Annotated in this window: 29 protein-coding genes; 21 read left to right on the plus strand and 8 right to left on the minus strand. The window is 50.0% G+C overall.

All coding sequences use genetic code 11. The features are described 5' to 3' along the window. The first annotated feature begins 248 nt into the window (after nucleotides 1–248). The 8 genes from IR195_RS08105 (at nucleotide 249) to sthA (ending at nucleotide 8,186) form a co-directional block, all read left to right on the plus strand. On the plus strand, nucleotides 249–1,598 hold the full coding sequence (locus tag IR195_RS08105) for a Na(+)-translocating NADH-quinone reductase subunit A (protein ID WP_125747339.1): 1,350 nt from the start codon (nucleotides 249–251) through the stop codon (nucleotides 1,596–1,598). Continuing rightward, on the plus strand, nucleotides 1,598–2,824 hold the full coding sequence (locus tag IR195_RS08110; RefSeq protein ID WP_125747341.1) for an NADH:ubiquinone reductase (Na(+)-transporting) subunit B: 1,227 nt from the start codon (nucleotides 1,598–1,600) through the stop codon (nucleotides 2,822–2,824). Before IR195_RS08105 ends, IR195_RS08110 begins: the two co-directional genes overlap by 1 nt. Then, nucleotides 2,824–3,645: a Na(+)-translocating NADH-quinone reductase subunit C gene (locus IR195_RS08115; RefSeq protein ID WP_125747343.1), complete on the plus strand. Its 822-nt coding sequence runs from the start codon at nucleotides 2,824–2,826 to the stop codon at nucleotides 3,643–3,645. Before IR195_RS08110 ends, IR195_RS08115 begins: the two co-directional genes overlap by 1 nt. A gap of 2 nt (nucleotides 3,646–3,647) precedes the next feature. Continuing rightward, nucleotides 3,648–4,316: an NADH:ubiquinone reductase (Na(+)-transporting) subunit D gene (locus IR195_RS08120; RefSeq protein WP_125747345.1), complete on the plus strand. Its 669-nt coding sequence runs from the start codon at nucleotides 3,648–3,650 to the stop codon at nucleotides 4,314–4,316. A 1-nt stretch (nucleotide 4,317) separates the two neighbouring features. After that, entirely contained in the window at nucleotides 4,318–4,935 is a 618-nt protein-coding gene (gene nqrE, locus IR195_RS08125) for an NADH:ubiquinone reductase (Na(+)-transporting) subunit E (RefSeq protein WP_009723509.1), read from the plus strand. 68 nt (nucleotides 4,936–5,003) lie between these two features. Next, the gene (gene nqrF, locus IR195_RS08130; RefSeq protein ID WP_125747349.1) at nucleotides 5,004–6,236 is read left to right on the plus strand and encodes an NADH:ubiquinone reductase (Na(+)-transporting) subunit F; all 1,233 of its coding nucleotides are present in this window, start codon (nucleotides 5,004–5,006) and stop codon (nucleotides 6,234–6,236) included. Between the two features lie 203 nt (nucleotides 6,237–6,439). Next, entirely contained in the window at nucleotides 6,440–6,694 is a 255-nt protein-coding gene (nqrM, locus tag IR195_RS08135; RefSeq protein WP_009723507.1) for a (Na+)-NQR maturation NqrM, read from the plus strand. Nucleotides 6,695–6,794: 100 nt separating this feature from the next. Beyond that, complete coding sequence (gene sthA / locus IR195_RS08140; RefSeq protein ID WP_125747351.1) at nucleotides 6,795–8,186, plus strand: Si-specific NAD(P)(+) transhydrogenase; 1,392 nt, start codon at nucleotides 6,795–6,797, stop codon at nucleotides 8,184–8,186. A gap of 40 nt (nucleotides 8,187–8,226) precedes the next feature. On the opposite strand, the gene IR195_RS08145 is transcribed toward sthA, so the two are convergent. From IR195_RS08145 to leuS, 5 genes are all read right to left on the minus strand, one after another. Then, nucleotides 8,227–9,168, minus strand: a complete 942-nt coding sequence (locus tag IR195_RS08145; RefSeq protein ID WP_241006817.1) for a PA2778 family cysteine peptidase — start codon at nucleotides 9,166–9,168, stop codon at nucleotides 8,227–8,229. Nucleotides 9,169–9,178: 10 nt separating this feature from the next. Then, nucleotides 9,179–9,592 carry a PA2779 family protein gene (locus IR195_RS08150; RefSeq protein WP_125747355.1) on the minus strand — a complete coding sequence of 138 codons (414 nt, stop codon included), beginning with the start codon at nucleotides 9,590–9,592 and terminating at the stop codon, nucleotides 9,179–9,181. Between the two features lie 158 nt (nucleotides 9,593–9,750). Continuing rightward, nucleotides 9,751–10,818: a DNA polymerase III subunit delta gene (gene holA, locus IR195_RS08155; RefSeq protein ID WP_172420626.1), complete on the minus strand. Its 1,068-nt coding sequence runs from the start codon at nucleotides 10,816–10,818 to the stop codon at nucleotides 9,751–9,753. Further along, nucleotides 10,815–11,327, minus strand: coding sequence for an LPS-assembly lipoprotein LptE (locus IR195_RS08160; protein ID WP_125747359.1), 513 nt, complete (start codon nucleotides 11,325–11,327; stop codon nucleotides 10,815–10,817). The genes holA and IR195_RS08160 overlap by 4 nt, the downstream gene beginning before the upstream one ends. After that, the gene (leuS, locus tag IR195_RS08165; protein WP_125747361.1) at nucleotides 11,324–13,909 is read right to left on the minus strand and encodes a leucine--tRNA ligase; all 2,586 of its coding nucleotides are present in this window, start codon (nucleotides 13,907–13,909) and stop codon (nucleotides 11,324–11,326) included. The genes IR195_RS08160 and leuS overlap by 4 nt, the downstream gene beginning before the upstream one ends. A 163-nt stretch (nucleotides 13,910–14,072) precedes the next feature. On the opposite strand from leuS, the gene IR195_RS08170 reads away from it, so the two are divergent. Then, nucleotides 14,073–14,591: a zinc ribbon-containing protein gene (locus IR195_RS08170; protein ID WP_125747363.1), complete on the plus strand. Its 519-nt coding sequence runs from the start codon at nucleotides 14,073–14,075 to the stop codon at nucleotides 14,589–14,591. A 20-nt stretch (nucleotides 14,592–14,611) separates the two neighbouring features. Here IR195_RS08170 and IR195_RS08175 read toward each other — a convergent pair whose 3' ends face one another. Beyond that, the gene (locus IR195_RS08175; protein WP_206049255.1) at nucleotides 14,612–15,925 is read right to left on the minus strand and encodes a hypothetical protein; all 1,314 of its coding nucleotides are present in this window, start codon (nucleotides 15,923–15,925) and stop codon (nucleotides 14,612–14,614) included. 537 nt (nucleotides 15,926–16,462) lie between these two features. Between IR195_RS08175 and IR195_RS08180 the strand changes: the two genes are divergently transcribed. The 7 genes from IR195_RS08180 (at nucleotide 16,463) to IR195_RS08210 (ending at nucleotide 20,370) form a co-directional block, all read left to right on the plus strand. After that, nucleotides 16,463–16,960, plus strand: a complete 498-nt coding sequence (locus IR195_RS08180; protein ID WP_206049257.1) for a GNAT family N-acetyltransferase — start codon at nucleotides 16,463–16,465, stop codon at nucleotides 16,958–16,960. A 31-nt stretch (nucleotides 16,961–16,991) separates the two neighbouring features. Next, a complete protein-coding gene (locus tag IR195_RS08185; protein WP_125747369.1) occupies nucleotides 16,992–17,480 on the plus strand; it encodes a GNAT family N-acetyltransferase in 489 nt (162 codons plus the stop codon). Between the two features lie 117 nt (nucleotides 17,481–17,597). Further along, nucleotides 17,598–17,810: a hypothetical protein gene (locus IR195_RS08190; RefSeq protein ID WP_206049259.1), complete on the plus strand. Its 213-nt coding sequence runs from the start codon at nucleotides 17,598–17,600 to the stop codon at nucleotides 17,808–17,810. A gap of 6 nt (nucleotides 17,811–17,816) precedes the next feature. Then, nucleotides 17,817–18,131, plus strand: a complete 315-nt coding sequence (locus tag IR195_RS08195; RefSeq protein WP_206049261.1) for a YdeI/OmpD-associated family protein — start codon at nucleotides 17,817–17,819, stop codon at nucleotides 18,129–18,131. A 122-nt stretch (nucleotides 18,132–18,253) separates the two neighbouring features. Continuing rightward, nucleotides 18,254–18,850 (plus strand): class I SAM-dependent methyltransferase, encoded by a 597-nt coding sequence (locus tag IR195_RS08200; RefSeq protein WP_206049263.1) that lies wholly within the window; start codon nucleotides 18,254–18,256, stop codon nucleotides 18,848–18,850. A 110-nt stretch (nucleotides 18,851–18,960) separates the two neighbouring features. After that, nucleotides 18,961–19,464 (plus strand): P-loop NTPase family protein, encoded by a 504-nt coding sequence (locus tag IR195_RS08205; protein WP_146943780.1) that lies wholly within the window; start codon nucleotides 18,961–18,963, stop codon nucleotides 19,462–19,464. 132 nt (nucleotides 19,465–19,596) lie between these two features. Continuing rightward, nucleotides 19,597–20,370, plus strand: coding sequence for a class I SAM-dependent methyltransferase (locus IR195_RS08210; protein WP_146943778.1), 774 nt, complete (start codon nucleotides 19,597–19,599; stop codon nucleotides 20,368–20,370). Nucleotides 20,371–20,558: 188 nt separating this feature from the next. On the opposite strand, the gene IR195_RS08215 is transcribed toward IR195_RS08210, so the two are convergent. After that, a complete protein-coding gene (locus IR195_RS08215) occupies nucleotides 20,559–21,101 on the minus strand; it encodes a carbapenem self-resistance protein CarG family protein (RefSeq protein ID WP_206049265.1) in 543 nt (180 codons plus the stop codon). Continuing rightward, entirely contained in the window at nucleotides 21,094–21,960 is an 867-nt protein-coding gene (locus tag IR195_RS08220) for an SUMF1/EgtB/PvdO family nonheme iron enzyme (RefSeq protein ID WP_206049267.1), read from the minus strand. The genes IR195_RS08215 and IR195_RS08220 overlap by 8 nt, the downstream gene beginning before the upstream one ends. A gap of 383 nt (nucleotides 21,961–22,343) precedes the next feature. On the opposite strand from IR195_RS08220, the gene IR195_RS08225 reads away from it, so the two are divergent. The 5 genes from IR195_RS08225 (at nucleotide 22,344) to IR195_RS08245 (ending at nucleotide 26,627) form a co-directional block, all read left to right on the plus strand. Beyond that, on the plus strand, nucleotides 22,344–23,066 hold the full coding sequence (locus IR195_RS08225; protein ID WP_125747377.1) for a DUF4336 domain-containing protein: 723 nt from the start codon (nucleotides 22,344–22,346) through the stop codon (nucleotides 23,064–23,066). A gap of 210 nt (nucleotides 23,067–23,276) precedes the next feature. Continuing rightward, nucleotides 23,277–23,678, plus strand: a complete 402-nt coding sequence (locus IR195_RS08230; RefSeq protein ID WP_206049269.1) for a GFA family protein — start codon at nucleotides 23,277–23,279, stop codon at nucleotides 23,676–23,678. 90 nt (nucleotides 23,679–23,768) lie between these two features. Beyond that, entirely contained in the window at nucleotides 23,769–24,386 is a 618-nt protein-coding gene (locus tag IR195_RS08235) for a LysE family translocator (RefSeq protein WP_241006818.1), read from the plus strand. Nucleotides 24,387–24,798: 412 nt separating this feature from the next. Then, entirely contained in the window at nucleotides 24,799–26,196 is a 1,398-nt protein-coding gene (locus IR195_RS08240; RefSeq protein WP_206049271.1) for an MATE family efflux transporter, read from the plus strand. Next, entirely contained in the window at nucleotides 26,193–26,627 is a 435-nt protein-coding gene (locus IR195_RS08245; protein ID WP_125747382.1) for a glyoxalase superfamily protein, read from the plus strand. The genes IR195_RS08240 and IR195_RS08245 overlap by 4 nt, the downstream gene beginning before the upstream one ends. The last annotated feature ends 32 nt before the right edge of the window (nucleotides 26,628–26,659 follow it).

A 26,659-nucleotide genomic window follows, 5' to 3' on the forward strand; every position in this document is an offset into this window, starting at 1 on the left:
CACCTCCGGGTGGCTTTTTTTGTGTTCAAAACAAGGCCTGCTAGAGCGTCTATAGCACTTTAGGCGACTGTCACGGATGTGGTCATTGGCCGCGCTTATCTTTATAATACGATGGATTTTTCGGGGTGGTTCAAGCGTGCTTGAGCCTGACTGGTAACAATCTGAACAGACAATAAGAATTTACTGAACAGAAATAAGCATTCGAACCCCTTACCTTCGTATATCCGATCCATCAACTGGGCGAGACTATGATCGAAGTCAAAAAAGGCCTGGATCTCCCCATCACGGGAGCGCCCGAGCAGCGTATTGAAGATGCGCGGCCTGTGCGCCACGTGGCAATCCTGGGCACCGACTACGTTGGCATGAAGCCGACGATGGAAGTTCAGGAAGGGGATAAGGTCAAACTAGGCCAATTACTCTTCACCGATAAGAAAATTGATGGTGTGCGCTTTACCGCGCCCGCCAGCGGTGAAGTCGTGGCTATTAACCGTGGCGAAAAGAGACGTCTGCTGTCTGTCGTTATTAAAGTCGATGAAAATGAAGAAGCGATGACATTTGCTTCTCATGATCGTGACGCTTTAGGGCAGCTTGAACGTCAGTCTGTTGTTGATCAACTGGTTGAGTCAGGGCTTTGGACTGCTTTGCGCACCCGTCCTTTCTCTCGCACGCCAGCTATCGACAGCACACCTACCGATATTTTTGTTACTGCTGTGGATACTCATCCACTTAGCGCTGACCCTGCGGTAGTGATCAACGAAAACCCTCAAGCATTTGAAGACGGCCTCAAGGTGCTAACCCGCCTGACCGAGGGCAACGTTTTTCTGTGCACGGGGGCTAATGCTTCCATTCCTGGTGGTAATGTCAGCGGTGTAAAGACTGAGAGCTTTGCTGGCCCACATCCGGCAGGTTTGGTAGGGACGCATATTCACTATCTTTCACCGGTAGCCTTGCACAAGAAAGTGTGGCACATCGGCTATCAGGATGTGATTGCGTTCGGCAAGCTGTTCGTTGAAGGCAAACTTGATACGAACCGTATCATTGCTGTCGGCGGCCCGCGTGCTGAAAATCCTCGTTTATTGCGCACCCGCATTGGTGCCAGTACGGAGGAGCTCTTAGCAGGTGAGGTCATCAAGCCCGATGACACCCGTGTTATTTCAGGCTCTGTGTTCTCTGGTGTTTCTGCCGAAGGAAGCCTGACTTACTTGGGACGTTTCCATAACCAAGTAAGCTTGCTTGAGGAAGGTAACAAGCGCACCTTCTTTGGATGGATGTCTACGGGCGCTAATCGGCACTCAATCATGGGCATTTACATCTCTAAGATTAAAGGCCTGAGCAACTATGCACCAACCACGTCAACCAATGGCTCTGAACGTGCCATGGTGCCGATCGGTGCATATGAAGCCATTATGCCTCTGGATATTATGCCAACACAGCTGCTGCGCACGCTGATCGTGGGTGACATTGAAGTTGCCATGCAACTTGGGTGTCTTGAGTTAGACGAAGAGGATTTGGCACTGTGTACCTATGTTTGCCCAGGCAAATACGAGTACGGCCCTATCCTGCGTGACAATCTCACCATGATCGAGAAAGAGGCCTGATGATGGGTATTCGACAAACACTCGATAATCTCGAGCCGCACTTCCATAAAGGTGGTAAGTACGAAAAGTTCTACCCGCTCTACGAAGCGGTAGATACTATTTTCTATTCGCCCCCCAGCGTTGCAAAAACCACTGCCCACGTGCGTGACGGTATCGATCTAAAGCGCATCATGATCACCGTTTGGCTGTGTACTTTCCCGGCGATGTTCTTCGGCATGTGGAACGCCGGCTGGCAGGCCAATACCGCTATTGATGCAGGCTATGCATCAATGAACGGTTGGCGTGAAGCGATCATGATGACCCTGGCGGGTGGACATGACCCCAGCAGCTTATGGGCTAACTTTGTCCTCGGTGCGACCTACTTCCTGCCAATCTATCTTGTCACCTTTGCGGTGGGTGGTTTTTGGGAAGTACTGTTCGCTATCAAACGTGGCCATGAGGTTAACGAAGGTTTCTTCGTCACTTCGGTGCTGTTTGCGCTGATTCTGCCGGCGACTATTCCGCTTTGGCAGGTTGCACTGGGTATCACCTTTGGTGTGGTAATCGGTAAAGAGATCTTCGGCGGCACGGGTAAAAACTTCTTGAACCCCGCGCTGACTGGACGTGCGTTCCTTTACTTTGCCTACCCAGCGCAAATCTCAGGGGATGCCGTATGGGTAGCCGCGGATGGCTACACGGGTGCAACTGCGCTCTCCATGGCGTTCCAAGACGGCATGACTGCGCTGACTGATACTATGAGCTGGTGGGACGCCTTCCTTGGCTTTATCCCAGGTTCAGTGGGTGAGGTCTCGACGCTGGCGATCTTTATCGGTGCGGCAGTACTGCTGTGGACGCGTATCGCGTCATGGCGAATCATGCTGGGGGTTCTCCTGGGTATGATCGCCACCAGTACGCTGTTTAATCTGATTGGTTCTGACAGCAACCCCATGTTTGCAATGCCCTGGTATTGGCATTTGGTGATTGGTGGCTTCGCTTTCGGCATGGTGTTTATGGCAACGGACCCGGTGTCTGCTTCCATGACTAACCAGGGGCGCTTGGTGTTTGGCGCGTTGATCGGTGTGATGACCGTGCTGATCCGCGTGGTAAACCCTGCCTTCCCTGAGGGCATCATGCTGGCCATTCTGTTCGCTAACTTATTTGCGCCGCTGATTGACCACATGTTCGTCCAGGCCAATATTAAACGCCGTCTCAAGCGGACTGGCGTAGCGGCCGAGGAGAATGCCTAATGGCTCAAGGTAACAACTCCATCAAAAAGATCCTAACCGTAGCGTTTTCGCTGTGTATCGTGTGCTCGGTAATCGTTTCGACGGCTGCCGTAGCGTTGCGCCCTATGCAGCAGCTCAACCAGGAATTGGATCGTAAAACCAACATTCTAAATGTGGCAGGTCTCTATGAGCCTGGCATGGATGTTGAGGAAGCGTTCAGCACGCAAATCACGGCACGTGTCGTTGAGCTTGATACCGGTGAGTACACCGATCAATTCGACCCAGCGACCTTCGACGGTTTCGAAGCATCTCGTGATCCTGCAACGGGGCGTACGCTTTCCGGTGATCGTGACATTGCAGGCTTGTCTCGTGTTGAGAACTTCGCGACTGTTTATCTTGTCGGCGATGCTGAAAACCCCGAGCAAATTGTTCTGCCCATTCGTGGGCAAGGACTCTGGGGCCGCATGATGGGTTTCCTCGCGGTTGAAGGCGACGGTAATACCATCGTTAGTATCACTTACTACGACCATAGCGAAACGCCGGGTCTTGGTGCTGAGGTAAATAATCCGCGTTGGCAAGCTCAATGGGAAGGTAAGAAGATTTACGATGAAGAGGGCGACCTCTCTCCGGAAATCCACCTGACCAAAGGCGGCGCAAGCAACGAGCACGAGGTTGACGCGCTTTCTGGTGCAACGCTAACCAGTAACGGCGTGACCAACATGCTGCAGTTCTGGTTCAGCGAAGAGGCTTTCGGTCCGTATTTGGCTAACTTCCGCAGTGGTACTGAACCAGAAGATGCCGAAGACACCGATACCGACTTCGACGATGTTGAGGGGGCCTGATCATGGCGGATGTAAATGCAAAAAGTGTTTTAACGGCGCCGATTTTTAAGAACAACCCCATTGCGCTACAAATCCTGGGGATCTGTTCTGCTCTAGCGGTTACGACTAGCATGAGCGTATCGCTGGTAATGGCGCTAGCGGTTACTTTTGTAACGGCCTTTTCGAACTTGTTCGTATCGTTGATCCGGAACCATATTCCGTCTTCGATCCGTATCATTGTTCAAATGACCATTATTGCGTCGCTGGTTATTGTGGTTGACCAGATCCTCAAAGCTTACGCTTACGAAATGTCTAAGCAGCTGTCAGTCTTTGTGGGCCTGATTATCACCAACTGTATCGTAATGGGCCGCGCGGAAGGTTTTGCGATGTCCAATACGCCGAGCATGTCGTTCCTTGACGGGATCGGTAACGGCTTGGGCTACGGTTTTATCCTAATGGTTGTTGGCTTCTTCCGTGAGTTACTGGGTGCTGGCAGTATCTTTGGCTTTACCGTCCTGCCTACAGTGCAAAATGGTGGTTGGTATGTGCCCAATGGTCTATTGCTCCTGCCGCCCTCTGCCTTCTTCATTATCGGTTTGCTGATCTGGGTTTTACGTTCAGTTAATCCTGAGCAGGTAGAAGAGAACGAGTTCAAAATGAAGCACAACACCAAGCCGAAGGAGGCCGTGTAACATGGAACACTATCTAAGCCTTTTCGTTGCTTCGGTTTTTGTTGAAAACTTGGCACTGGCCTTCTTCTTAGGGATGTGTACATTCCTGGCGGTATCTAAGAAGGTTTCCGCTGCATTTGGCCTCGGGATTGCCGTTATTGTCGTACTGACAATCTCGGTTCCAGTCAACAATCTCGTGTTCAACCTGCTGCTGGCTGAAGGCGCTTTGTCTTGGACTGGCATAAGCGGTGCTGAAAACATCGATCTTTCATTCCTGGGTCTTCTGAGCTACATCGGCGTTATTGCCGCGCTGGTTCAAATTCTGGAAATGTTCCTCGATAAATATGTTCCTGCGCTATACAACGCGCTGGGCGTATTCCTGCCGCTGATTACCGTTAACTGCGCCATCTTAGGTGGCGTACTGTTCATGGTTGAGCGTAACTACAACTTCGGTGAGTCCGTAATCTACGGTTTCGGTTCTGGTGTTGGCTGGGCGCTTGCGATTACAGCGTTGGCTGGTATCCGTGAAAAGCTGAAGTATAGCGACGTGCCTGGCGGTCTTCAGGGGCTTGGCATCACGTTTATTACCGTTGGCTTAATGTCGTTGGGCTTTATGTCCTTCTCAGGCATTCAGCTTTAATCGGAGCCGGTTTTCTCGGCAGCTTAGGCTGCCGAGGTACAGAAAACCTTCAGCAATAGGAAACCGACATGGTTGATACATCTGTCATCTTGCTCGGTGTTGTCATGTTCACGATCATCGTTATTAGCTTAACGGCGATCATTCTGGCAGCGCGCAGCAAGCTAGTGAGTAGCGGGGACGTGACGATTGAAGTCAACGGCGACCCCGAGCATACCCTGCAGACTCAGGCTGGTGGTAAGCTTCTTAACACCCTAGCTGCAAACGGAATCTTTCTCTCCTCTGCCTGTGGTGGTGGTGGTTCTTGTGCTCAGTGTAAGTGCCGAGTAGAAGAGGGCGGCGGCTCTATTTTGCCGACGGAAGAGTCTCACTTCACTATGCGTGAGAAGAAAGAAGGCTGGCGCCTCTCTTGTCAGGTTCCTGTGAAGCAGGACATGAAAGTAGAAGTGCCTGAAGAAGTCTTCGGCGTTAAGAAGTGGGAGTGTGAAGTTACCGCGAACCCCAACGTCGCGACCTTCATTAAAGAGTTGAACCTGAAGCTGCCCGAAGGTGAGGAAGTTGCCTTCCGCGCCGGTGGTTATGTACAGCTGGTGGCGCCGCCTTACGATATTAAGTTCTCCGATTTTGACATCGAAGAAGAGTATCGTGGCGATTGGGAAAAATTTGATATGTTCAAAATTTCCCATAAGAATAACGAGGAAGTTATCCGCGCTTACTCCATGGCTAACTACCCGGATGAGAAAGGCCTCCTCAAGTTCAATATTCGTATCGCGACGCCGCCTCCGGGTACAAGCCACCCGCCGGGCCTTATGTCGACCTACGTCTTCAATTTGAAGCCGGGCGACAAAGTGACCGTAATGGGGCCGTTTGGTGAGTTCTTTGCCAAAGACACCGATGCTGAAATGATCTTTGTCGGTGGTGGTGCGGGTATGGCGCCAATGCGTAGCCACATTTTCGATCAGCTCAAACGCTTGAAGTCAGATCGTAAAATTACTTTCTGGTACGGTGCGCGCTCCTGGCGTGAGACTTTCTACAACGAAGAGTATGATCAGCTAGCCGAAGAGTTCCCGAACTTTGAGTGGCACTTGGCGCTTTCTGATCCGCAGCCAGAAGATAATTGGGAAGGGCCGACAGGCTTCATCCACAACGTACTGTACGAAAACTATCTGAAGGACCACCCAGCTCCGGAAGATTGTGAGTACTACATGTGTGGGCCACCCATGATGAACGCGTCTGTTATCAAGCTATTGCTCGATATGGGCGTGGAGCCGGAAAACATCCTGCTGGATGACTTCGGCGGTTAACAATGTGATTGCGTAAGCTGCCTTCGGGCATAAGCGGGGCTGGCCTTTTGGTCAGCCCCGTTTGTATGTAGATGACTGAAAAACGATGCGTTGTCTGATCATTTTGAAGTGGCTGAGGTACAATAGGCAGTAAAATTCTACGGCACTTAACGACATGACCGTTGTCGGCAGGTGAGCAGTTAACGCAATGCTGGGAGGTGAACATGACAATCTGGCTACTGGTATTTGGTTTTATGGCGCTGGTAATGACGGCAATGGCCGTTGGTGTCTTAATGGGCCGCAAGCCCATTGCGGGTTCCTGCGGTGGATTAAATCAGTTAGGCCTAAAAGAAGGCTGCGACATCTGCGGCGGCAAAGATGAGGTTTGCGAAGAAGAAAACCGCAAGCGTGGAAGCGTACGTCGGCGTAGCGATGAAAGCCGTGGAGCTGACCTAGGCTATGACGCAACGCGTCGTTAATCTAGCCATTGGCCATTCAGACGCTCGCTAACCGCGAGCGTTTATGTAACTGCCATTGTTGAGAGCGCTTTTAAGTTAGCAATAAGGAGATCCAAGTCGTATGGCCGTTCACAATTACGATGTTGTGGTGATAGGCACTGGTCCCGCTGGGGAAAGCGCTGCTATTAACGCCGCCAAGCATGGCAAGCGAGTGGCGATTATTGAAAAGCAGGTCCAGGTGGGGGGTAACTGCACCCACTGGGGCACGATCCCTTCAAAAGCGCTGCGCCATCAGGTCAAACAGATCATGGCGTTCAATACCAACCGTATGTTCCGCGATATCGGTGAACCCCGCTGGTTTTCTTTTCCTAAAGTGATGGAGCGCTCGCGTGGCACCATCGATAAACAGGTCGAAATGCGTACGACGTTTTATGCGCGCAACCGCATTGATCTATTTCATGGTGTGGCGCGTTTTAAAGATGAGCATACCGTGGTGGTGCGAGACCGGCAGGAAGGTGTGGAAGAGCTGGTAGCCAAGAAAATTGTTATTTCTACCGGCTCGCGGCCTTATCGTCCGGCGGATATTAACTTTCGTCATCCACGTATCTACTGCTCCGATACGATTCTTAGCCTTTCCCATACTCCGCGGACACTGGTGATCTTTGGGGCTGGTGTAATCGGTTGCGAGTACGCCTCTATCTTTTCGGGTCTTGGGGTTAAGGTTGATTTGATCAACAACCGCGATAGCCTGCTGTCATTTTTGGATGATGAGATCAGTGATGCGCTTTCCTACCATCTGCGTAAACACGGTGTGCTGATTCGCCATAACGAAGACTATAAAAGTGTCGAAGGTGACGACGCCGGGGTAACCGTAAACCTGAAGTCGGGCAAGAAAATCCGCGCCGATGCGTTTCTTTGGGCGAATGGCCGTACCGGTAATACCGATAGCCTTGGACTTGAGAATATTGGCTTAGAGGCAAACAGCCGAGGTCAGCTTAGCGTTGATGAGCACTACCGCACCGCGATTGCGCATATTTACGCTGCAGGCGATGTGATTGGTTGGCCGAGTCTAGCCAGTGCTGCCTACGACCAGGGATTAAACTCGTGTAACGAGCTACTGGAAAAAGAGTATCGCTTCGTTAGTGATGTACCCACTGGGATCTACACCATTCCCGAAATCAGCTCTTTTGGACCCAATGAGCGTGAGCTGACCGAAGCCAAAGTGCCTTACGAAGTGGGTAAGGCGTTCTTTAAAGATACTGCGCGTGCGCAAATTACCGGTGATACGGTGGGCATGCTGAAGATTTTGTTCCACCAAGACACGCTGGAGATTCTGGGTATCCATTGCTTTGGTGACCAGGCGTCGGAAATTCTACACATCGGCCAGGCGATTATGCAGCAGGAAGGTGAGGCGAATACCGTGAAGTACTTCGTTAATACCACTTTCAATTATCCAACGATGGCAGAAGCGTACCGGGTGGCGGCGCAGAATGGCTTAAACCGAGTGTTTTAAAATATTTTAAGCATGGGGGCTATGCCCCCATGCTTACACCTCACAAACCATCCAACAGTTGCTGAGCGCGTAGCTGCCAGTCACCGTCTAAAGCGGCAGCCTGAATGAGTGCTTCCCGCGCGCCCGCGCTATTTTCCTGCTGAAGCCTGAGTATGGCGACATTGAACCATGCTGAGCCCATGGCAGGGTCAAGCTGTGTGGCTGATTCAAAGGCTTCAAGCGCGGCTTGAGGCTGTTGAGCGGCGTATAGCGCATTGCCGAGTGCAAATTGACCTAGCGGATGAGCAGGGAAGCGTTTTGCAAAGGCTTGCCAGCTGGAAAGTGTTGCTATAGGCCCATGCTGTTCCTCGTAAGCGCTAATGGCTTCCAGTGCGTTGTGAGCGGTAACGCCTTCGGGCAGGCTGCCAGGTTCGCTAACCACAAACCCCCAGCGCTCACTGCGCGCCCAGGTAGCATCAAAGCGGCTAAACGACATTGTATGCCGCTCGATTTCGCCACTACGTAGAATCAGCGTTTGATTAGGCAAATCAAAGCCAATGGCTACTGCGTAGTGCCACATCGGGAAAGCTGGTAAGGAGAGGTTCTGCATCACCACTACAGGGTTACCTGCTTCCAGGTGGCTAAGCAATGCATCCATGGTGCCACGAATGGGAATCGCCAACTGTTTATAACGGCGCACAGTGGCTAGCATTTCAGGCTGAACGCTACCCTCTCGCCCAGGCAGAAATACCTGTGGGATTAACTGCTCAAGCTCTGTGTCGACCCCTTGGTGATTGAGTACCATTGCCAGCGTTGCAGGGCCACACTGATACGCCGTTTGGGCGTAAAACGGTACCTCGGTAAGCTCAGTCTGCGGTGCCAGGCTAGCTTTAGTGCTTTCTAGCAGCACTGGGCTTCTGGCGCAGCCGCTAAGCAGAGTGGGGATCAGCAGGGTAAGCAGTAAAACGCCCGCAAAGCGGGCGTTTAAAAGCTGTTTCATCATGGTGGTCAAATCAGCGAGTGAACGGATAAACATCGGTCAGGCCGAGAATGTCAGTCACTAGCAGGATCACAAATACCGCAAACAGGGCGCCAACCACGCCAGCGCCGGCGGGTAGCTGTTCGAGCTGTTCGGCCATTTGCTGCGCTTCTGCATCGCTGAGTGCGGCAACGCGAGCTTCAACGTCATCTAAGTCGACACCCTGTTTGAGTAGCTCTTCTTGCACATCTGCACGGGAGAGAATTTCATTGATACGTTCGCGGTCAGCACCTGCGCGGTCGCCGGCTAATACAGATTGCGTAGAGACTAATTCTGTCGCGGCAGCGTCCATACTCTGCGGGGCCGTGGGCGCAGCGGCAACAGGTAGGCTGGTAACGACTAGCACCGCGATCAGTAAGCTTGAGAGATAAGCACGCACTTTTTTCATTGTCTTCATCCTTAGACGTATCGGGGAGCAAGGGAGCCTCTGGTTAATGCAGTATGGGCAAGTGCAATAGTTAATCAGAGGTTTTTCAAGCTAATATGTAACCTGAAGCAATAGTATAAAAATAAACCGTGGTAGATTTAAGGCGAAAACGAAAAGTGCTAATTATTTGCACTAATGCGGTAGGTCCAAGCGGACTCAGCTAACAGTCCCTTACCACCCGCCATTGTCATAGCTAAGTCATGAAGTCCTGGCCATAAGGGCACCGCAGAAGCCCCTTTCACCGCCAGGTCTAATCGTTGGGCCATCAGCAGGAGCTTGTGTAAACGTTTCATTGATAGGCGACTGATCGCTTTTTGATAAGCAGGGCGACGTTTATCAAAAATCATTGGTTTTTGAGTTTTACATGCGTGCTCAAAGCTTTGCCCTTGATCTAAATGCTGGTGAAGTGATAGCAGGGTACGTAACTCACGACTGAGTGCCCAAAGCACAATGGGGGCTTCAACTCCTTCACTGCGTAGCCCATTAACGATACGCGAGGCACGGCTTAGTTCTCCTTTTAAACAGGCATCCGCAAGGTTGAACACATCAAAGCGAGTGCTGTCTTCTACACCTTGGGCAATGCTTTCAACATTAAGGCGAGTGTTAGGTGGATGAATCAGCGCCAGTTTTTGCAGCTCCTGATCAGCGGCCAACAGGTTACCTTCGGTGCGCTCACCCAATAAGCGAGCCGCTTCTAGGTCAATTTGCAAACCATGTAGCGATGCGCGATCCCGTAGCCAGTAGCCTAACCGCGAAGCATCGACGGGCCATACAGGTACAAATAACCCGTGCTTGTCGAGTGCTTTAAACCAAGCGCTTTTTTGTTGCTTGGCGTCTAGTTTGCCCATGCTAATCAGCAGCAAGTCGTCGCTGCCGTCCATCAATTCAGCATATTGTGCCAGTGCTTTACTGCCATCTTGGCCGAGTTTATGCGTTCCTAGCCTAAGTTCCAGAAGCTTATTAGAGGCGAATAATGATAGATTGCTGGCGGTTTCTAGCAGTCGGCTCCAGGCAAAGTTAGGCTCTACATCAAGCACTTCCCGCTCTTCAACACCCGCTTGCCGCGCGGCTGAGCGCACGGCATCACAGGCGTCACGATGTTGCAGTGGCTCATCACCGGCAACAATCACGACCTTGGGCAGTTTTTTTGCTAAGGCCGCGGGAAGCTGATCCGAAAATACCTTCACTGAATGGCCTCAAGGTTCGCCAGTCTTTCGACAATGCGCTCAGCCAGTTGCCGTGTTAGCGTTTGTTCCGCTTCTTGAAAGAGGGTTTCGCGATTGAGTAGATCATCATCGCTGACCCGAATGCGCGTATCGGTCGTTATCGTTGCATTATTAAGCACATAAGCATTGTCTTCTCGCTGCTGTACGGAGAGAGACGTGCTTAACGTTAGCTCATGCTCTTGGCTGGCACGTCCTTCGCTGCCAATACGGCGTTGGCGAAGCGTCGGTGAGCCCAGCGTGACCCGCCAGGGAGCGCCATCAGAAACCTCACTGCTTCGCTGCAGCAGCCGGATGCGTAGCTGTTGGGCCAAGGCGCTTTTGTCGTCGCCCTCAAGTGATAGGGCAGGCAGGCGTGGCATCGAATCTGAGCCGCGCAAGCGAAACCCGCAGCCACTGAGCAACACCGCCGCTGAGGCGGCGATGCTGGTAGCGAGGAAACGACGGCGCGTAACGTGTTGGGATGGTTTCATCCACTCACCACAATGTTAACCAGCTTGCCGGGTACAACGATGACTTTACGAACCGTTTTACCTTCTAGATGGCGCTGGACGTTTTCGTTCTCCATCGCCAGTTGCTCGATGGCGGCTTTATCTGCGCTGGCCGGGGCTTCTAGGCGCGCGCGCAGCTTTCCGTTCACTTGCACGACGAGTTCGATACTGTCGCGGGTGAGGGCGGCTTCATCTACCTGTGGCCACTGGGCTTCAATGGCAGGCTGGTCATAGCCTAATTGTTGCCACAGTGCGTGGCACAAGTGCGGTGTAATGGGTGCCAACAGCAGCACGCACGCCTCAAGCGCTTCGCGGCTGACCGCTAAGCCGAGCTCCGACGTGTCGTCGAACTTGGCCACTGCGTTAGAGAGTTCCATAACTGCGGCAATGGCGGTATTAAAGGTGGTGCGGCGGCCAATGTCATCACTGGCTTTCTTGATTGTCTCGTGGGTTTTACGACGCAGTGCTTTTTGGTCATCGTTTAACGCATCAACGGCCAATTTGCCCGGCGTACCCGCAGCCAAGTGCTCGGTCACCTGGCGCCAAATCCGTTTCAAGAAGCGATGCGCACCCTCAACGCCAGAATCCGACCACTCCAGCGACTGCTCGGGCGGTGCGGCAAACATCATAAACAGGCGGACGGTATCGGCACCAAACTTGTCGATCATCGACTGAGGATCAACACCGTTATTTTTCGATTTCGACATCTTCTCGATGCCGCCCATCTCTACTGGAAGGCCATCGCTGATCAGAACAGCGCTTAACGGCCGACCTTTCTCATCGCGTTTGACTTCTACGTCGGCGGGGTTGAACCACTCCTTACCACCGTTATCTTTAACGCGGTAGAAGGTTTCCGCAATGACCATGCCCTGGGTGAGCAGTTGCTGGAACGGCTCATCGGAATCCAGCATGCCGAAATCGCGCAGCAGTTTATGGAAGAAGCGGGCGTAGAGTAAATGCAGAATCGCGTGTTCGATACCGCCGATATACAGGTCAACGGGCAGCCAGTAATTGGCGCGCTCGTCCAACATGGCTTCGTGGTTATCCGCGCAGCAGAAGCGGGCAAAGTACCAGGACGATTCCATAAAGGTATCGAAGGTATCGGTTTCGCGCACCCAGCCATCGCCCAGCTCAGAAAACTCGGGCATCTTCTTCAGCGGTGAGCCAGAAGCATCCACGGTGACTTCCATGGGCAGTGCTACCGGCAATTCATCATCGGAGAGCGGCACGGTTTGGCCTTCCGGGCCGTATTTCACAGGAATTGGCGCACCCCAATAACGCTGGCGAGCAATACCCCAGTCACGCAGACGGTAATTGGTTTTTACTTCACCACGGCCAAGCTCAGTAAGCTTTGCGGCAATCGCATCAAACGCCGCTTGGAACTCGAGGCCATCAAATTCGCCAGAGTTAATCAGCGTACCGTGCTCAACATAAGCACCTTCGGAAATATCCGGCTGGTTGCCGTTGGCATCGGCCACCACAGGCTTAAGTTCTACGCCGTACTTGGTGGCAAATTCCCAGTCGCGCTGGTCGTGGGCAGGTACCGCCATCACCGCACCGGTGCCAAATTCCATTAAGACGAAGTTGGCCACAAACACCGGGACTTCATCGCCGGTGAGCGGGTGAATCGCTTTGTGCCCAGTGAGCATGCCCAGCTTTTCTTTTGTGGCCATTTCGGCTTCTGACGTGCCACCCTTGGCGCACTCGTCACAAAACGCCGCGAGTTCGCTGTTTTGCGCGGCAGCCTGCTTAGCCAGCGGGTGACCAGCGGCGACGGCCACGTAGGTGACACCCAGCAGCGTATCCGGGCGGGTGGTATACACCGCCAGCGGCTCGCAGGCGCTGCCGTCTGCCGCCTGAATATCAAAGGTCATCTCAACGCCGCGGGATTTACCAATCCAGTTGCGCTGCATGGTTTTGACCTGTTCAGGCCACTCGACATTATCAAGATCTGCCAACAGCTCATCGGCGTAGTCGGTAATTTTCAAGAACCACAGCGGGATCTCTTTACGCTCTACCGGTGCACCAGAACGCCAGCCGCAGCCATCAATTACCTGCTCGTTAGCCAGTACCGTTTGGTCAACCGGATCCCAGTTCACCGTGGACATTTTCTTATAGACCAAGCCTTTTTCGACCAGCTTGGTAAAGAACCACTGCTCCCAGCGGTAATAGCTGGTGTCGCAGGTAGCGAATTCGCGGCTCCAGTCGTAGGCAAAGCCAAGCGCTTTCAACTGATTACGCATGTAATCAATGTTTTGATAGGTCCACTTCGCGGGCGGCACCTGATTTTGAATCGCGGCATTTTCCGCAGGCATACCGAATGCATCCCAACCCATGGGCTGCATGACATTTTTACCCTGCATGCGCTGGAAACGGGACACAACGTCGCCGATAGTGTAGTTACGCACGTGACCCATATGCAGCTTGCCGCTGGGGTAGGGGAACATGGATAGGCAGTAGAACTTTTCGCGGTTAGCGTCTTCTACTGCTTTGAAGCACTGGTGTTTATCCCAGTACTGCTGAGCGTCACGTTCAATCTCACGGGGGCTGTAATGTGCGTCCATCGGTGTTTTCAATGCCTTGGGGTAATTCGCCCAAAAAGGGCGCAAAGTGAATAATGGATGACGGCTGTCAGATAAGTAACGTCGATTGTATCCTATGCAGGTGTATCCTTGAACGGTTAGGCGATGATAGGCCGCACCTTGGGTCGACAAAAGGAGAGGTACCATGGAACAACATAACGATCACCGTTTGCGAGAAGGCTACGAGCGCCTGCTAGAACGCTTGCAGGACGGGGCCAACGATCTTACCTGGGATAATCTACAAAAGGATTTGGACGACGCCGTTGCTTTTGAAGCGGAGCTGGAAGAGTACACCAAAGACGAGCTCGCGTTGCTGCGTGCCTGGGTAGAGCGTGACCTGAAAGATATGCGTTACTACATGGCGGATACCGGTAAGCAGGTGGCCAGCTGGTTGGGTATTGATATCGATAGCCTTTCACGGCGGGTAGCGGAATCACTGCTTTCAATTGCCGACCGCAGCGTGGTGGAGCGCGAACGCTTCGAAGATGACTTGGAAGCTGCTCGTGCCGACTACTGTGAAGGTGAAGTTGCTGCGCCAGGCCTGATGGCGTGCGTACACTGCGATGCTCAGGTGATGCTAGAAAGCGTCTCACGCCTGGAACCTTGTCACCAGTGTGGCCACCGCTATTTCTACCGCTTTCCCAGTAAAATCGTCGAAACTTAAGAGGTTAGCGCACTCATCACTTAATTGACCCAGATGCTCAGGCCTGCGATCGCACCCAGCGAGAGCAGGCTCAACATCGCGGCATACAGTAAATTATTTTTCATCATGCGGTAGCCGCTAACCCCGTAGCGCCCCTGCAGAGAAAGGTTAATGCCAGATAACGGCCCAACGCTGGTACCTACCGCCCAAGCGCTCAGTGCAACAAAGGCAAACAGCGTTTGTTCACCGTTTGCTAAATTCAAAATAGATGCCAGCACGGAAACGCCAATGATCGGGTGTAATCCCGCCAGCGCGCTCAGCGTAATCGCCGCAAAGCTCACCATGGCTTGCCACATGCCAAACGTAGCAAATAGCGTCCAGTCGTCACCGGCTGCGGCCGCTACCAGAGTAGAAAGCCCCAGCGTTAATAAGCCCGCCGCTAAAAACAGCGAGATTTCCCCGCGCATAGCGGGTAGCCGTGTGGTGGTGTGTTGGCGAATGCGCCGCAGGGTAAAACGCGTGCCTTCACGTAGGTTGCTCAGCACCGCTACCACTGGCAGTAAAAAGGTAATAATACTGACAATGGTGAGCGATGGCGTCAGCCAAAAATGAAACAGCATTACCAGTACTGCCATGCTCGCCGGCATTAACAGGCTGCGTGGCGAAAGCGAAAAGCCGTCGACCTCGGTTAAATCGAACCGACGGCTCAACTCTAAGGTGGTTAATAGCCCGGATAGTAGCGCTAACGGAAACCCAATCAGCGCAATCTGGCCGTACTGAACGTCGGGCGCCAATGCAATCACCACCGCCATAGAGGCAAAAAAGGGCGACCATAGTGCGGCACTGGAAAGTCCACGATTCAAGGCCAATAACTGGGGCATGGTTAGCGGAGAGCGCCTGGCTAAGCGGTCGCCCACCATAAAGATCGTCGAAAGGTTTAGAATGGTGCCGAGAAAGTGTACCCCTAGCCACGTGCGCAGCACGCCATCTGCTCCGGTCACTCGTTTACCCGGCGGGCGCTTATTACCCTGGGTACCAATCAACGAAATAAAGCTAACGCCCACCAGCATCGTGGCCACAAACACATTGCCCTGAAGCATGGCAGGCCAACTTACGTTGGCACCATACATCACCCGTGCCACTATTAGCATCAGCGCTCCAAGGGTAATTAATACCCCCGCCTGTATGCGCGAACGGCGCGGGATATCTCGCCACAGCAGCGCCACCGCCACCCACAACACATAGCTCACCGCCTGTGCCGTCGGTATCACGCCGATAAAGCCAATAATTTGAGCGACCAGCCCAAGCAGAATCAAAACCCCCGCCACCCGCTGCCGCAACGTTGTCTCTTGCATCTCAATCCCTTGCTGGTTGAGTTAGCAGGCTAATCGGCTTTTCAACAATTGGCTAGCAGAAGGCGCAGGAAACTTCGCATAAACGTAACAATAAGTGCATTCATGTAGTGCGGTGCGTGCTGCTGCCCATAGGCCTCGAATTATTGTGGGAGGGCGCTTCAGCGCGCGATGATAATGCCGCCAACACTAGCCGCGCCGTTATAACCAATCAAAGCAACTTGTAGCGCGCGGTAACGAATATCGCGAGGAACGAGTGAATGAGGCACCCGCGAAAGGACTTTGCCATGCCGAAGAAAACTGAGTAATGTAAAAAATAGATAGTTTGCTTAACGTAATATCAAACAAGAAAAGCCCAGACGGTCGCCAGCGGAGCGTTTAATTCAGCCCTGATGTACCGGGGCGGTAGCGTGCTTTTTTGTCACTAGTCGAAAGGTCTACCGTAGCTCGAAACTGTGTCTGAGCAGAATCATCAAGTGCGTATCCCAGGGCTAATGAGCTAGAGCGAGCTGTTACACCCAACGTATGTTAGGTCAGAGTATGTCAATAGAATCTATCGCGGAAACAACTTGGTCTGAGATATTGAAACTGCAAGCAGAAGTCTACCATTTGGTTGAACCAGAGAGCCTAGAAGTGTTGCAGGATAAGTGGCTGAGGTCGCCAAACAGTTGTTTTATTTATAGAGATAATAAACAACTAGTAGGATATGCGTTAGCGCATTCTTGGAACAGTAAGAAGCCACCAAAATTGTTCAACAAGTTACCGAAGGGGACAGAAGGATCAATTTTGTTCCTCCACGATTTAGCTGTATCGAGTAATTCGTTTGGCAAAGGTATTGGTTCAACAATGATGGCGCATTTAGTGAATATTGCTATCGTCTCAGGCTACAGAGAAATTCGGCTAGTGTCTGTTCAGAATTCAATGCAATTTTGGCAAAAACAAGGTTTTACACCATTAGAACAAGAAGTGTGTAAAAGTTATGGTAATAGTGCGCAGCTAATGAAACGAGTACTTGATGATAACGCGCATGCGTCATAGTGAACTGCCATATGCCTAAAGGAGTTCGTCAATGATTAGGAAAGCATTGAAACGTGACTGTTTAGATTTAGCAGCGTTGTCACTTCAAGTTTGGTTGCACACATATGCGGTGAAAGGTGTGCGTTCTCAAATATCAAAATATGCCTTGTCTACTTTCAATGAGGAATATTTTGCTAAGTTACTTGAAAGAGAATGTATTGATGTTAGGGTTTTCGAAGAGGATTCGCACCTTATTGGTTTTATTGTTGCTGATTTGAATTCAGAGCTTGAAGATGGTTTAGGCTACGAAATTGTAACGCTATATGTATCACAACATTTTCATGGCAAAGGTGTTGGTCGCCAACTCCTAAGGGAAATAGAAAATGCTCATGGTTTCCCTTTTTGGTTATCCACTTGGGTTAATAATCATGGCGCAATTGGGTTTTATGATAAATTAGGTTTTAACATCATTGGTGAACTCAATTTCAATCTGGAGGGGGAGTTGCACCGTAACCATGTGTTTGCGTACGTCGGTACATAATAAAGTGTTTGTGAACGATTTCTCAATGCTTATCAGGATCGCTTCGCTTACATTTTGGAAAGCATTTCGTCGCGCCTTAAAATGGCGTTAGCTTCTCCCGTAGCCGAAGGAGAAAGGATGTATGAAGGTGAAACCGCAAGCTTTTATCGAGATGAATGGACTAAAACTCTCCCCATGCTGACAGCATATACCTGCCCAGTTGCCAGGAGTATCGAGGAAGCATGGGTTCTGATAATGCTTGTTGGCGATACTGTTGGTATGGCCGAAATGGAAATCGAAAGCAGCGTGATGTATTTCGAGCGTTGGCCCGCAAAACCAGAAATTAGGTGATTGAATATGAAGCCAAAACTTTCCGGAGGCCTAGTGCATGAATTGCCCGTTGATTTGGCCGTAGCATTAACTGAAAAAGGCCTCATTAATACTTGGGAAGCCTTATCGGCAATTGGTCGTAATGAATTTATTTGTTGGGTTGAAGACGCCAAACAAGAGAAAACTAGAGTAAAACGGATAGCTCGGGCTACTAAAGAGCTTCTAGAAGGGAAAAAAAGACCTTGCTGCTGGGTAGGGTGTATACATCGCACGGACAAAAAACCGAGTAAATGGCAACAGGATGTTTTGATAGATAAAAAGAAAAAGCCAGGAAAAAAATGAAATAAATAACAAATGGCCATATGCGACTCAGTGGCCTACGCTCCTTTGTACTTTTTCTTCTCTCACCGCTGCGCAACACAGCAAGGCGTTTTATATGTTTTTGTATGGAAAGTCAGAGAAATATGGATAAAAATGCTGAAATCTGGCGTCATTACTACGGAAAGGCACTATCTCGCCCTCATTTAAAACGCACCGAGTTTGCTGTTCAGTTCAATGAGTCAAATCTCAAAGTAGCCACTGATTGTGGCTGTGGCACAGGAAGTGATATTCAGTATTTAGAGCAGCAGGGTTTTAAAGTGCATGGCTTTGACATTAATTCTGACTCAGTTGCTATTTGTAGAGATAGGTTTGGGTCAAACTCATTAGTCAAAATTTCAGAGTCTTCGTTTGAGTCCTTCGACTATCCTACATCTGGCGTAGTTTTCGCTAATTCAAGCTTGTTCTTCGCAGACCCAGATCGATTTGAAACGACTTGGAGAAATATTAAGTCATCAATTGAAGTCGGTGGGGTATTTGCAGGCGACTTTATGGGTGTCAAAGACAATTGGGCTAAAAATTATCGTAGTCCAATTACCTATTTATCCGAATCTGAGATAAAGAGGTTGTTCAATGAGTTTGAAATAGTCAGATTCTATGAACGGGACGAAAAAGCTAAAACTGCATTGGGTAGAATGAAGCATTGGCACACCTATTCTGTTGTCGCGGTGAAACGAATATAAAAAGCATTTAAGACAGATTCGCAACGTTCGATATTTTGACTTTAATGTTTACACCACAGCGATTTTGGTAGAATGGCAGCGTTTCTCACTACTTAACGCGGCGTCATGCTATGAAATATCAAAAACTGCATATAATTGGTGGCCCGGGAAGCGGGAAATCATATATTGCTAGGAAGCTTTCAGAGAAATATGGTCTGCCTCAACACGATTTAGATGACATATTTTGGGATCGAAACCATACGGATTACATCAGGTCTGGCGACGAGGCACGGCAAAAAAACTTAGAGTCTATCCTGTCGAACGACACCTGGATAATTGAAGGGGTTTACTATAAGTGGCTAGAGAAGTCCTTTGAAGGAGCCGATAAGATAATTGTTCTCAATACACCAGTATTGCTGAGGCAATGGAGGATACTGCGGCGCTATTTGGGCTACAAGCTTTCACGCAGCCGCAAGAAAAATGAAACGTTGGCAAATCTTATTGAGCTGATGTCTTGGAACCAAAAGTACGACCGAGACAATCTGGTACGATTTTATGCGTTTTCGAAAGCTCAGGCTGATAAAATAGTAGTTTGCAGCAGCTTCTCTGAGGTAGAGCGAGCAGTTAATGGCTGAATGCCAATGTTAGAATGATTCGGGCAGATAACTTGCTGAGTAAATAAATTAGGATGATAGGCGATGTAGACGGTTCGAAATCGGTTTTTCTACCGTCTCGTTAGGCGAAAAAATATACTATATGGGTATAAAATGGATTATTTGAGCATAAATAAAGAGGCGTGGGACAAAAGAACCAAAGTGCATGTTGAATCGTCATTCTACGATGTTGAGTCATTCAGAAATGGTAAATGCTCGTTAAACCCAGTAGAGCTGAAACAGCTTGGAAATGTAGAGGGGAAATCCTTATTACATCTACAGTGTCATTTTGGTCAAGATACTCTGTCTTGGGCTCGTTTAGGTGCAGAGGTCACGGGTGTAGATTTGTCTGCTGATGCAATCGAACAGGCAAACTTACTGAAGCAGTCTTTAGGCTTAAAAGCAAATTTTATCGAAAGTGATGTTGTTCAATTTGGTCGTCAAAATACACAGGAATTCGATGTTGTATTTACTTCATACGGAGTTTTGTGCTGGCTATCTAATTTAGAAGGTTGGGCACAAACAGTCGCTAAATCATTAAAAATTGGTGGTGAATTTCATCTGATTGAGTTTCATGCTTTTAACGACTTGTTATCAGGTTACTCATACTTCTCCAGCGATGCCCCTGATGTTGAAGAGGAAGGTACTTATACCGAAAACTGCGATGGTACTAAATCAACGGTGGTAACTTGGTCCCATTCAATGAGTGAGGTTATAAGCGCTTTAATTGGTGCAGGGTTAGCTATAGAGTCTTTCTCTGAGCATCCCTATAGCCCTTATAATTGCTTTGATGGTTTAGAGTTGGTGCCAGGCTTAGGGTATCAAATGTTATATAAGGGACAACAGGTTCCATTGTTGTACGCAATTAAAGCACGAAGAATCGCCTAACATGCTGCTCGAAAGCTATTACGTGATTTTCTCGGTTTCGTGTGTACCTTGGGCTGGTTCAGGTGAGGCGGAAAAATCCAGCATACTAGAAGTAGAAGAAGACACTGTTTGACGGGCATCATTGATGCTTACGTGACACGTAAGCATCAACCAAGTAATGCTAACCGTTACTCAAATGATTAGGGCGCTCAGTTATTGCCCAGCTTCAGTGCCTCTGCGTCGATTTCCAAGAAAGCCTGCTCGGAAGACGCATGTTGCCCAGTCGACTCAAAAGTCTTCAATAGTGACCACTCATAAAGTGGGGCGCCGGGGTGTTGGCTGGATTGTTGGATACCGTAAACCTCAAACGTAAAAGGCCCAGGACCAAACAAATCCCTATTCTCAGTATGCTTTTTGGCGACCACTAGAAAAACGCCATTATCGGACTCGAAAAGGCGGTTGTCCCGAATCGTGATGGCGCCGGAGAAAATACGATGATCTAGCCAAGTGAATGTATCTCGATTGGCTGCTGGTATAATGCTGAGCTCGCCGTTAGGCAAGCGAATGAAGAAGGTCAGCGAATTATTACTATATGACATGTTTCTGTCATATATCGAGGCAATGACATAACCCTCCATACCGTTTCTGTTGAGATCAATACGGTTTACGCCATCAGTTAACTCAAGCTGAGAAAACGCCATGGCATTAGTGCTAAAAAAGTAAACCAGCAGGAAGAATAGGTGCTTACTCATCGACCGCTCTTATTAACCGGAAACCGATATCGGGCATTCCAAACCCCGGAGAATGTACATCACAACCTGATAGCACGTTAGTGACGGCTTGTTGATAACTGCCGCCACAAAAATAATACATGGGGATTCCCTTAGCGTAATGGTTTCTTTCATCAATCCATTCCGCCGCGTTACCGCTCATATCGTAAAGATCCAAAGCATTGGGAAGCTTAGAGCCTACGGGCAATGTACCCAATATGGTGCCATCTTCAGAGGGGAAGTTGGCGACTGCTTCCGGTTGTGGACTGCCTGAATGAGGGTAGCCATAGGAGCCGTCTGCAATACCTTCATAGCCACCTCTAGCCGCGACTTGCCATGCAACCATATCAGGTAAACGGTATCCCGATGCTTTAGGCTCCCTTCGTATGCCGGAGCTATCATCGATTTCCGGTATGGCTTTAAGCGGCGCCCCTTCGGTGTCTAGGTAGTAGGGAGTCAGCCCTTGGTATTCGCTTAGGGCATTGGCAAACAAAATGGTATCCCACCAGGTGACATTAACGGCAGGGTGCTGACCGCTACTCTGGTTGTCTGACCGACAGCCGTCAATTGTGGCGCCATCACAGGCGTCGCCCAATGAATAACCATGTTGGAAGGCCCAGGACTGCACTTCCTGATAGAGCCGATACGGCACTTCCGTTTTCATGATTAAGAATGAAGGGGTAGAAAGATTGGCATTGCCAGCATAATCTTGGTCGCCAAAAACTGTGCCGACGTAAAAGCTGCCGCCCTCTACTTTAGCTTCGTCTGGCAAATGAAAACTATTCTGCGCAAACACAGGTGTACAAAAAAGAAAACACAAAATCCCGGTGACATTTTTCAAAATCCAAAACCTCAGGTCTACTAGTGACTAATTATTTTTTGGGAAATATAAATTTTTCGATTTTACGTTATGCTTATTGTAGTTAATAATCTGCTTTAAAAGCTATCGCTAATTCATGGCGGAAGCAGACCTTTCGTCGCATTGCGGACTAGTTTTTGGGGAAGCAGAAAAAGGTATCTCTGACCAAGGCCTCGCTACTGAGCAGAACAGCGACCGACCTGACATTATCGATGGCGTTGACAACAATTGATGCGGAGAATGCCGCCGACGCAGCCTATGCAGGCGTTCGCACCGTTACCTTCAAAGTAAAATCGGTCAAGGAAAGTAAGTAGCAAGGCGTTACTTATCTTGGTTGGAACAGTTAAAGATGCAGGAGTAAAGCAGTGGAAACATATAAGCCTATACAGGTTCTCAAACCTGTTGCAAAAGATATTTGGATTGTGGATGGGCCACTCATAAAGTTTAAAGGGGTAAGCTTTCCTACTAGGATGACGATTGTTCGGTTATCTTCTGGGGCATTATTTATACATTCTCCAGTCGAGCTTACTCAGTACTTGAAAGAAGAAGTTGAAAAGCTAGGAGAAGTTAAACATCTTGTGTCTCCCAACAGAATTCACTACTGGTGGATTGGTGAATGGAAAGCACTATATCCAAACGCAATATCATGGGCATCTCCTGGTTCTCGTGACGCCGCGCGAAAAGCTGGTTGGGAATTTGATAAGGATCTTTCAGATGAACCAGAAAACGAATGGCGAGGGGATATAGAGCAGTTGATCGTTAAAGGGAGTAGGATTTTAGAAGAGGTCGTCTTTTACCATAAAGGCTCTAATACGCTTATCCTTGCTGATTTAATCGAGAATTTTGAGGCTCAAATGGAAAAATCACTGATTATAAGGATGTTCATGTGGCTTGCTGGTAATTTGGATCCTGACGGCAAGCTTCCAATTGATTTGCGAATGGCATATTTAGGACGCCATAAGCAATTAAAAAAGGCGATTGATAAAATTCTCGAATGGAGTCCTGATAAGGTAATCATTGCCCATGGCCGTTGGTATGAAACGAATGGCGTTGCCGAATTAAAGCGTGCTTTTCGATGGGTGAAATAATCAATAGCCACAGATGATAAGTCAAGGCTGCCGGAGGCTTCGCGCCGCAGCTTGGGGCATTAGCAGTCAGCGGTAAAAAGGAACTTTCAATAGACTTAAAGTATCGTTCAGCTAAATATGAAGATTTGGAGAGTCTTGTAGCTTTGCTTACAAATGACCTGCTTAGTAGTCAAGAGAAGACTCAGCGATTTCTTTGGGAAGGCGATTCTGATGACTGATCATGTTGGTTCTTGTCTGTGTGGCACCGTGAGATTTAAGGTAGAAGGCGAGTTTGACAGCTTTTACCTGTGTCATTGTCAGCACTGTCAAAAAGATACAGGCTCGGCTCATGCGGCAAATCTATTCTCAAGTTCAGCTAAATTGATCTGGCAGTCAGGTACAGATGCTGTAACTTGCTTTGCGCTTCCAGGCTCTCGTCATAACAAGAGTTTTTGTAAGTTGTGTGGTTCAGCATTACCGAATACTCAGATCGCGGGTTTGCTCGTTGTTCCTGCTGGGTGTTTGGACACTGAAATCACTATGTTGCCAACTGCACACATCTTTTTATCTAGCAAAGCTGCTTGGGATTGGGAGTTGGGGGAGGTGCCAAAGTTTGAGGGGCTGCCAGATTGAGCGACTATTACATAACCAGCGGCTGTTGCGGATGTACCTATGCTGCGTTTTTGCACGCCGCAGAGCCAAGCGTTAAGCCCAGGAATTACTATGAGTTTAGTCGAAATATTAGCTCTGTTTACAGTGATGTCAGCTTTAGCGCTAGTTCCCAGCACTAGTGTCGCCTTGGTCGTTGCTCGCGCTTCTTCTGCCGGATTCTCGAACGGCTGTGCCGTTGCAGCGGGGATTGTAGTCGGTGATCTTATCTTTGTATTGCTAGCTGTTTTAGGAATGACTGCTCTGGCAGAAGTCGTGGGTAGTTTTTTCTTGATACTGAGATATTTGGCAGGCGCGTATTTGATCTGGTTTGGTATATGTCTTATGAGATCGAAAGCGCCATTGCAGGTGGAGCATTCCGGCCGGTCAGCAGCGAAATTATCAGCAAGCTTTTTCTCTGGTCTGCTTCTCACTCTAGGTGATGTAAAAGCTATATTTTTCTACGCGAGCTTATTCCCTACTTTTGTTGATTTGGCCACTATCCGGACATGGGATATCGCAGCAATTGCGATGATAACTATAGTCTCTGTTGGTGGTGTCAAATTAGGCTATGCATATTTCGCGGGGGCCGTTGCGTCATTTGGCACTAACCATAGAGCAGAGCGAGCAGTTAAGGTGACGGCCGGTGGTTTAATGGTTGGAGCCGGATCGTATCTAATAGCAAAGGCTTAAGGAAGGCGCCAGCTGTAAATGGCGTCATACCGTCTTTTGGCCCCATCAAACATGATCAACTTTGTGGGTGATTCAATCTACTTCTACGCGTATCAGAAGTTGAAAAACACATAACAAGCAAAGGCAGGCGGATACTTCGGGCGTTATTATTTGCCCCTTAACCCTTGAGGAGGTAGGGCTATAAACACTTCAAAGTCAGGTATCTCGTTACGACTAGGCTAGTGCCTTCCTGCTTGACATATGCGTTGGTAAGGTCCTAAAGTCTGCGGCTAAAGGTATCGGGCACCTGCCGCCTGCAGACGCAAGTCACGGTGAAGCCCGACGGTACGAACATACTCACTCTCGAAGCATTTCGTAGGTGGGCAATGCAGGCCCCCATCAAGAACGAAATGCCTCATTTGAGGAGTGAATAATGTCGTCCCGACACTCACCTAACAATCGTTTTTTGATTGCCCCCATAGGCCGAACCTTCTTCGCCAATGCATTTCCAATGATGCTCGTCATGACAATGAACGGGCTGCTGAATGTTGTCGACGCCACTTTCTTAGGGCACTTCGTCGGCACCAATGCCTTAGCTGCCGTCAGCATCGTCTTTCCGGCCTTTATGATCACCGTTGCCCTGTCGACTCTTGTCAGCGGTGGTATGTCGAGTCTTCTGGCCCGTCACCTGGGCGCGGACGCAAGAGATCAGGCTACGGCAGTCTTTACTCGAGCACATGGGTTGGCACTCTGTATCTCGCTCACTCTGATCGTGATCTTCCTGGTAGGAGGGCGTGCCGCCGTTGGCTACTTGACGGATGGGCAGAACGGCATCACTGGGATGGCCCACACCTATCTATCGATCATGATTTATGCGACGCCGTTACAGTTCATGCTTGGGCTGCATGCGGATGCATTGCGCAATGAGGGCCGGGCGGGGTTCATTGCGCTAATGTCGGTTGGGGTGACGCTTGCTAATATTGCATTGAACTATGTGCTGATCGTTATTTTTGACCTCGGCGTCGCCGGGTCAGCCTGGGGCACGGTGCTAGCCCAGGGCCTGGGCTTAGGGCTATTAATTGGCCTGCGTGTGCGTGGAGACGGATTACTGCCGCTTTCATCGCTCGGTAGATACCGCTGGTCTGGAGACTGGCGCCCTATACTAGCCCTTGGGGCACCTCTCAGTCTCAGCTTCATCGGTATCGCGCTTGTCTCGGCGACTCTGATCGCAACCCTGCGGCTGACAGCAGAGGCTGGTTATGCCGACACTATCGCGGCCTACGGGATCGTCACTCGGATCTTCAGTTTCAGCTTCTTGCCCTTGATGGCTATCGCGCTCGCAACCCAGAGTATAGTCGGGAACAATGTCGGCGCGGGGCTCTTCCTTCGGTCGGATGCTGTACTGCGACTCGCACTCGGCACAGCACTGTTTTATTGCGTTGCAGTTGAGATCATTCTGCTCGGCAGCAGCCACTATATTGGGGCGGGCTTTGTCAGGGACCCCGTCGTAGTGGCCCAGGTGGGGGCGATCCTGCGTCCGATGATGTATTTTTACTTCGTCGTTGGCCCGCTTCTAGTACTAGCGCTCTATTTTCAAGCGGTGGGACAGCCGGGGAGAGCAGCGATTCTGACGTTAACCAAACCTTTCTTACTGAGTCCGTCACTGATTGTTGCGCTCGCGCTCATCAAAGACGCCGATGCGATTTGGTTCGCGTTCCCAATTGCCGATGGCCTCATGGCTAGTCTTGCAATTGTCATCGTGATTGCCAGCCTGAAACGGCATACCACCGGCTCCGGATTTGGGCTGGCAATACAGGGAGAGCCAACATGACCCTTCAAACACTTGCGGAAGCCAAGGCGCAGGCAAAATCACTGCGTCAAGCGCTTGTCGCCAAAGGAACACAGATTAGCCACGCTCAATCGCTGGAGCTCATCGCCCAGCAAAACGGGGTGCGGGACTGGAACACGCTTTATGCTCGGCTGTCAGGTGCCGAACCAACGCCCTTCAATATCCATGATGAGGTTCGTGGCCAGTACCTGGGGCAAAATTTTAGCGGCCGGATTGTTGCGATATCGAAGGTAGGAAAAAGCTATAGGCTTTCGATACAGCTGGACCAGCCGATCGATACCGTCCAATTTGCGAGCTTCTCCAACATGCGCCGTCGTATTAGGGGCGTCATTGATCAAGAAGGTCGGTCACCACAAAAGACGTCGGATGGCACGCCGCAACTAATCGTCGAGCCCCTAGTGCGCCGCAGGTAAATAGCGCCGGCACTTCAACCAGGGAATGTGGG

It is taken from the genome of Vreelandella venusta (assembly GCF_015689495.1).
Lineage (GTDB): Bacteria > Pseudomonadota > Gammaproteobacteria > Pseudomonadales > Halomonadaceae > Vreelandella > Vreelandella venusta.